This is a genomic window from Streptomyces sp. NPDC002055 (assembly GCF_040296705.1).
Classification (GTDB): Bacteria; Actinomycetota; Actinomycetes; order Streptomycetales; family Streptomycetaceae; genus Streptomyces.
In genome coordinates this window covers 1-5,810 of sequence record NZ_JBEOXS010000121.1, presented here as the reverse complement: position 1 = coordinate 5,810, position 5,810 = coordinate 1, and the positions used below count along the sequence as shown (strand labels likewise).

The window sequence follows — 5,810 nt, the reverse complement described above, 5'->3', positions numbered from 1 at the left end:
TGCGTTCCTATGACGAGGGTGTGGCCGAGTTCCTCGGTCTCGAACGGGTGAAGCCGAACACCCTCGGCAACAGCCGGATGCTTCTGCATCTGTGCAACGTTATGAAGTATATCCAAACCGAATTAGTTGTTGTTTTTTGCTTTTGCCTTTTACTTCATAATACAAGTATATCAGCAAAAACAAGGGTCAAGGTTCCGTTTTTAGGCAATTTCGATTCTTTTTTTGCCTATTTTGTCCCTCTCAAATTAAGTGAATAACAAAAGAATAGATGTCATTCCTAAATTTATAATAAGCAGCTTTAGCTTTCTTCTGTGGAACTTCAAATCCTTGAACATCCAATTCTTGCATTACTTGATACCAGTATCTGCCATTATATCCTTCACATTTTAGTCTTATTACCTCCTTTTCAACTTGAATCAAAGGTAGATACCAGATGTCGATTTGTCTTATCAATTCTCTTAATCTGATTAATTCCTCATCATTTTCAAGCGCTTCTTTATTTAAAACATGACTTTCAGGTTCCGAACCACCAGAATAAGCCGTACGAATACCTAAGTTATCTACTTTTTGCTTATAAAGATATCTGCTTTCAATTGATTTTATTCTGGCTTCAAGTCTGCCATTAACGTAATCTCCAATAATTCTATCTAACTTATCTGCCATTCATCAAATTCTCCTTTTGTGGTATAATTAAGTTAGAAAACTTCTTGCCGAAGCCCATTGCAGTGGGCTTTTTTTGTTTAATAGTGTATAATATACATTGGTCAAAAATATTACACAAACTAAGTTGATAATTAGTTGCTCCATACTACTGACCAAGTGTGGAGTTTTTTAGTACCCAAACCATATAAAGCGCAATATTCGAAGTAATAACCCTAAAAATATTAAGCAAATTGCTATAAATAGCAGCCACACAAAGGCATTACCAATAATTTCTCCTGATTTTTTAAACATTTTCTCCTCCAGTTGAGTTTAGCGAGTTCCTAGCTCAGTATGATATAATTTGTTAGACCATAAAAATATAAACGTTAGAATTCACAATTTCGCTCAAGCTTGGTCAGCTTGGGCTTTTTTTATTTACTCCTAAGCAAGATGTACTGCCAAAAGCTCATTATCTTGTCGTACCCAAAGAGATGATAGGTTGCTAGAGATAATCCAAATCCTACAGCAACTACTATTAGGGCAATTAGTATCTTATAAATCACTTTCATTCCACAACCTCCTCGATATAGGCAACTTTGAAAGCTCCGTTGTCAGCAGTGTACCAACCTGCGTTGCTTTCGATTTCTTGAATTAAATCTGCTAAACTATTAGCTTCAATAATACTCATTACACACTTAGGTTTTTTATATTTGCTAACGAATTCTGCGCTATATAACTCAAATTTTTTCATCTCCACCTCAATCCATATGTTTATCAAGCCATTTTTCAGGGAACACGTTCTCTGACTCGTCAAGGTCTGAGCGTGGAATTCGTTTATCTGTAATGTAGCAACGACGACAAGAGCGTTCTTCATGAGTTCCAAATAAATATACTCTCCATTCTGACCACTTATGCCCGAACAGCTTACACAAAAGTTTCATTTTCTATTCCTCCACCATTTTTTAATATCATTTTTGAAAATGAATATGATAAAAGCCATGATAATAAGTCCCCAAATTGGAATAGCAATCATTGCTGCTTTTATGATTTGTATTAATAATTCTTGCAATTCATTATTCATTCAATCCCTCCCCACCAGTCATTGACCAGATATTAGTTTGTCGGTCATTCAAATCTCCTTAGTATTCATGAAATAATTCATTCAAATAAACTCATCTGTCCTTTCTTTTCTTCTATGAGTGGAATCCAGTCAGGAAATTTACTTTCAATATGTTCAATTGCCTGTTCCGTCCATTCATGAATCCCTAAAAATTCCATTGCATCTTTGCTGTGAGGGATAACATTTATCTCTGAGAAACCAATCGGATTATTAGCACTGTTTTGAATGAAATAAACTTGCTTCACGGCCATTTCCAATGCATCACCATGAATGATTACACCATTCATCCCTCGGATTGCAAAGGCATGAATCAAGAATGAAATAGCTTCATCCGATAATTCTAATGCCTGGTACCAATAGTTACTCGGCAAATAGTTAAAAAAGTCTGCATTCATTCGATCATTTTGCCATTTTTGGATAATTAGAGTTCCTGTTCCTGCTCCAGTTAAATCAGCACCTCCAGAACCACCTACAAGCAACGCTGTGAGCTTACCAAGTTCATCTGGTGTATAATGCTGCCCTTTTGCTGAAACAGCTGAATGAGCCATAAAATAGTCTCTAAAGAAATCAATGCCCATGTCATGGTGGATATTTAAGATTTTAGAATAAAATTCTTCACGTCCTTTTTTATCAAAAACAAGCTCTTGGATTCTATTTGTAAAATTCATGTGTTCATCAACATTGAGCATGTCATAGAATTGTTGTTCAGTAATTGTCATCTATCCCCTCCACCACTTTCACTAAATCAGTCATCATCCCCTCCAATCGCTGCGAGTGCTTTTTCTAAATCAGGCAAAATCCAGTCTGTTTGAATAGTTCCTAAATGCCCATCACGTTTAATCGTTCCAATAACATGCTCGATATACTTTTTCGCAGTGTTAATCTGTTCTTGGAGTTTTTCAACCGTTTTTTCGTCAGTGTCTGAAGAACATTCATCACATACAATAAATTCTCCTTCTGGAAGCCATTCAGGTTCGATTGGTTTATCACAGCTATAACATGTTGTTTGCTTCATCATTTTTCACACCTCCCCAGTGCTACCAAAACCGCCTGTACGCTTTCCATTTGCGTTGTCATCGTCTGTTGTAAGGTATTTGACAAATACCCCTTGCATTATTCTTTGACCTTTAGAAATGGTTACAGGCTCTTTTGAGATGTTCATAAATAAGCCTTTAAATTCTTGCGGATAGTAATCTGAATCGATAATTCCTACTGAATTAATCAATGCAATGCCACGCTTAACTGGATTACTTGAACGGTCGTATAATTTCAATACTTCATCATCACCAAGTTGAACAGCTAGCCCAGTGCTTACCATTTTAATTTCATCAGGTTGAATCGTAACTGTTTCACTTGCTGAAATGTCATATCCTGCGCTATGTTCTGTCGCTCGTTCTGGAATAGTCGCATTTTCGTTTATTTTTTTAAATCCTCTTGTCATTCTCCGTCCTCCACAGGCACAGCAAACTGCCAGTAACGCTCATCAATTGACTTGATTTCTTGTTCTGTTAATTTTAATGCATAATCTTTCCCTTTTGTAAATTCTAAGATTATTCCACTTTCCGCTTTTGATACGAAGGTTGAATCGCTAGTTGAATCGCTTAATCCAAAAACTTTTGGTAAGTCAATATAGAACAGCTGCGGTTTTTCTACTTGATAGCCTGTAATAGCTAAATGAGAAAGGATAAATAACTTATTATTTAGACCTCCAAAACCAAATCGTCTATCTTTAAATTGGAAATCATTCAGCCACCAAAAGCCTTTTTCTGTCAAAATATCAAGATTCTTCAAATCAGTAAGTGTGGCAAAATTATTCTGAGTTTTCAAGTATTTGATAGCTTTATCAACCTCTTCAGGCACGACTGGCAGGGCTTGCTGTTGGAGTTGGGATTTTAAATCAATGATTTGCGATTCTAGTTTAGAACTTCTGATTACTTCTTTTTCATAGCTATCATTGAGATTACTATATTTATCAAATAGCTCCTGATATTCTTCGTCAGCTTGTGCTATCAATGTTTTAACATGAACGGCCGCATAATATTTAGTGTCACCAATAGGATGCTCAATATTTTTTATTGGCAACTTTTCCAATTTCTCTTCAAACTTAGTCATTTTTCGTGTCCTCCAAGACAAATGGCATAAACCACTTGCCTCTGTTTAGTTGTATCTGTGCTACATCTTCTTTTTTACATTGATTCAAAGCTCTTCGTAACTCCAAGTTCTCAGCTTTAGATAGCTCTATTACGATATCTTCGCCAATATAACTTCCTTTAGTGAATTTCATTTTGAATCCTCCAAGATAGCAATTAGTTCGCTACCATTTTTTATTTTGATAATTTTTATTTTTCTGTAAAGGAAACCGCAACTGAAAGCTTCAATATCATTACCACATTCAAATTGGACTATGATTCGATTTTTTTCAGTTTTTAAAATAACTGTCATTCCTTCTTCAATCACTTTTAATAAACTTTCAACTGTCATTTCTTATCTCCTTTAAATATCGAATGGGTCATAATCAGGGTCATTGGCTAAACTCCAGCATGCCCCAGCTTCCCAACCGTCAATGTGGCAAAATCCACACGTTTCACAAGTATATTCTGGATGGCACTCATGGCATCCCATGCAATCACAATCTATTTCGTTGCCACATTTATCGCATTTCATCTATCTGCTCCTATAATCCTAATTCTTCTTTGCGTGCTGCTTCGATTGCCATTTGCGCTCTGATATTTCTTCGCAATCTACGTTCTTCTTTTGTTTCGTGCTTTCTACGGTCGCGATCGGTTATTTCAATCCGCTTAGTTTATTTTTCCATTGTTCGTGAAACCATTCGTCGTCTTTGTCAGCGACTTTATGATTCTTCAAGATATCCTTGTCTTTAAAATCTAGGACATTTTTTTCTTTTTGCGTTGTCATAATAACACCTCATATTTTAGCTTCTAAGCGCTTTTGCCTAGTTCGTGATAAATTATCCATGAAATGGTTTAAGCGCTAAATGTAACCGTAATTTTCGTGAATTAGAGCTATTCTGTCAGTTCTTTCACTACTAACTCAACTTTCCACATCTTTGTATCCCCAGAAAGTCCGCCATGTTCAAAACTTGTTCAGCGAATAACGTTGTAATTATCATCATTCCAAATTCCAGCATCTGTCAGTCCATCAATTAATGCTTTAGAAGCTGGTTCATAATTTGGTGGATCATATTTAAAGCGTTTGGGTGGATAAATTACGACGAACACATCGCAACGGTGCTTCTCATGAAATTGCTCAAATACTTCATCTGACTGGTCTAGCCATTCATGAGCTGTTCTACATGCAATCCGTCTTAAACGCTGTTTAGTATTATTGGCTGCAATTCTTGAACCATAAGTTGTGCCCTTGTTATCATTCTCATTTATCATTTCTTTTCTGAGAAAGTTAAATTCAAACTTCACTTGCTTCTCCAAATCTAACAATTGCAGGCATCTGATCCATGCGATTAAGAATAAAAATAATCTCATGCTCAGATTTCTCTGCCAGCTTCTGCTTTTTAATTCTTCCGAGTGGGTAATGTTCGTTTTCTCACTGCTCAATGATCATTGTTTTCATTGCTTCTCCTAGAATGGCAATTGACTAACACGCTTATCTTTAATGTTTTCAAAATTGAATGCTTTTTTTCCAATACCTCTGAACAAACGGCTATATGTCCTGTTGTGATATTTTTTTCTTATTTCATCACTTTTTAGATTAGTGGTAATAATTGTCTTAGTCCTTGCATCCAAAACTTCTGTCAGTAAAGACATCGACCATTCTGTTATTTTCTCGCTTCCAATATCATCAATAACTAATAAGTCAGTATTTCTAAAAACTTCCATGAAGTATTCAGTTGAATAAAAGCTGTCTTTATTATCAAAACTATCTTTGATTAAGTGAAGAACCTCTGACCAACTTGCAAAAATAACGGTTAAATCAGTATGCTGCAAACAATCTTTTAAGATGCTCATGGCTAGGTGACTTTTCCCTGTTCCTGCTGGCCCGCTTACTACTGTGTTTCCCTCACCGACAGTAT

Annotated in this window: 12 protein-coding genes and 1 pseudogene; 1 reads left to right on the top strand and 12 read right to left on the bottom strand. The window is 35.9% G+C overall.

Annotation, left to right across the window (positions count from 1 at the left end; translation table 11 throughout):
- Window positions 1-92, top strand: a pseudogene (locus tag ABT112_RS34590) (amino-acid N-acetyltransferase); the annotation flags it as partial.
- 148 nt (window positions 93-240) lie between these two features.
- Here ABT112_RS34590 and ABT112_RS34585 read toward each other — a convergent pair.
- The 12 genes from ABT112_RS34585 to ABT112_RS34530 all read right to left on the bottom strand — a co-directional run.
- Window positions 241-663, bottom strand: coding sequence for a RinA family protein (locus ABT112_RS34585; protein ID WP_014573151.1), 423 nt, complete (start codon window positions 661-663; stop codon window positions 241-243).
- A 544-nt stretch (window positions 664-1,207) separates the two neighbouring features.
- Window positions 1,208-1,393, bottom strand: a complete 186-nt coding sequence (locus tag ABT112_RS34580) for a hypothetical protein (RefSeq protein ID WP_031559246.1) — start codon at window positions 1,391-1,393, stop codon at window positions 1,208-1,210.
- Window positions 1,394-1,400: 7 nt separating this feature from the next.
- Window positions 1,401-1,583, bottom strand: coding sequence for a DUF1660 domain-containing protein (locus ABT112_RS34575; RefSeq protein WP_351515768.1), 183 nt, complete (start codon window positions 1,581-1,583; stop codon window positions 1,401-1,403).
- Window positions 1,580-1,723 (bottom strand): hypothetical protein, encoded by a 144-nt coding sequence (locus ABT112_RS34570; protein WP_010905362.1) that lies wholly within the window; start codon window positions 1,721-1,723, stop codon window positions 1,580-1,582. Before ABT112_RS34570 ends, ABT112_RS34575 begins: the two co-directional genes overlap by 4 nt.
- A 77-nt stretch (window positions 1,724-1,800) precedes the next feature.
- Window positions 1,801-2,481, bottom strand: coding sequence for a hypothetical protein (locus tag ABT112_RS34565; protein ID WP_063283376.1), 681 nt, complete (start codon window positions 2,479-2,481; stop codon window positions 1,801-1,803).
- 26 nt (window positions 2,482-2,507) lie between these two features.
- Window positions 2,508-2,780 (bottom strand): hypothetical protein, encoded by a 273-nt coding sequence (locus ABT112_RS34560; RefSeq protein ID WP_014570742.1) that lies wholly within the window; start codon window positions 2,778-2,780, stop codon window positions 2,508-2,510.
- A gap of 3 nt (window positions 2,781-2,783) precedes the next feature.
- Complete coding sequence (locus tag ABT112_RS34555) at window positions 2,784-3,203, bottom strand: dUTP diphosphatase (protein ID WP_312258070.1); 420 nt, start codon at window positions 3,201-3,203, stop codon at window positions 2,784-2,786.
- Window positions 3,200-3,874: a DUF1642 domain-containing protein gene (locus ABT112_RS34550; protein WP_014570539.1), complete on the bottom strand. Its 675-nt coding sequence runs from the start codon at window positions 3,872-3,874 to the stop codon at window positions 3,200-3,202. Before ABT112_RS34550 ends, ABT112_RS34555 begins: the two co-directional genes overlap by 4 nt.
- Window positions 3,875-4,042: 168 nt before the next feature.
- A complete protein-coding gene (locus ABT112_RS34545; protein WP_014570743.1) occupies window positions 4,043-4,243 on the bottom strand; it encodes a DUF1125 domain-containing protein in 201 nt (66 codons plus the stop codon).
- A 193-nt stretch (window positions 4,244-4,436) separates the two neighbouring features.
- Window positions 4,437-4,550 (bottom strand): DUF658 family protein, encoded by a 114-nt coding sequence (locus ABT112_RS34540; protein WP_351515769.1) that lies wholly within the window; start codon window positions 4,548-4,550, stop codon window positions 4,437-4,439.
- Between the two features lie 316 nt (window positions 4,551-4,866).
- Window positions 4,867-5,196 (bottom strand): RusA family crossover junction endodeoxyribonuclease, encoded by a 330-nt coding sequence (locus ABT112_RS34535; protein WP_351515767.1) that lies wholly within the window; start codon window positions 5,194-5,196, stop codon window positions 4,867-4,869.
- Between the two features lie 162 nt (window positions 5,197-5,358).
- A partial coding sequence (locus tag ABT112_RS34530; RefSeq protein ID WP_351515766.1) for an ATP-binding protein occupies window positions 5,359-5,810 on the bottom strand: 452 nt, incomplete at its 5' end.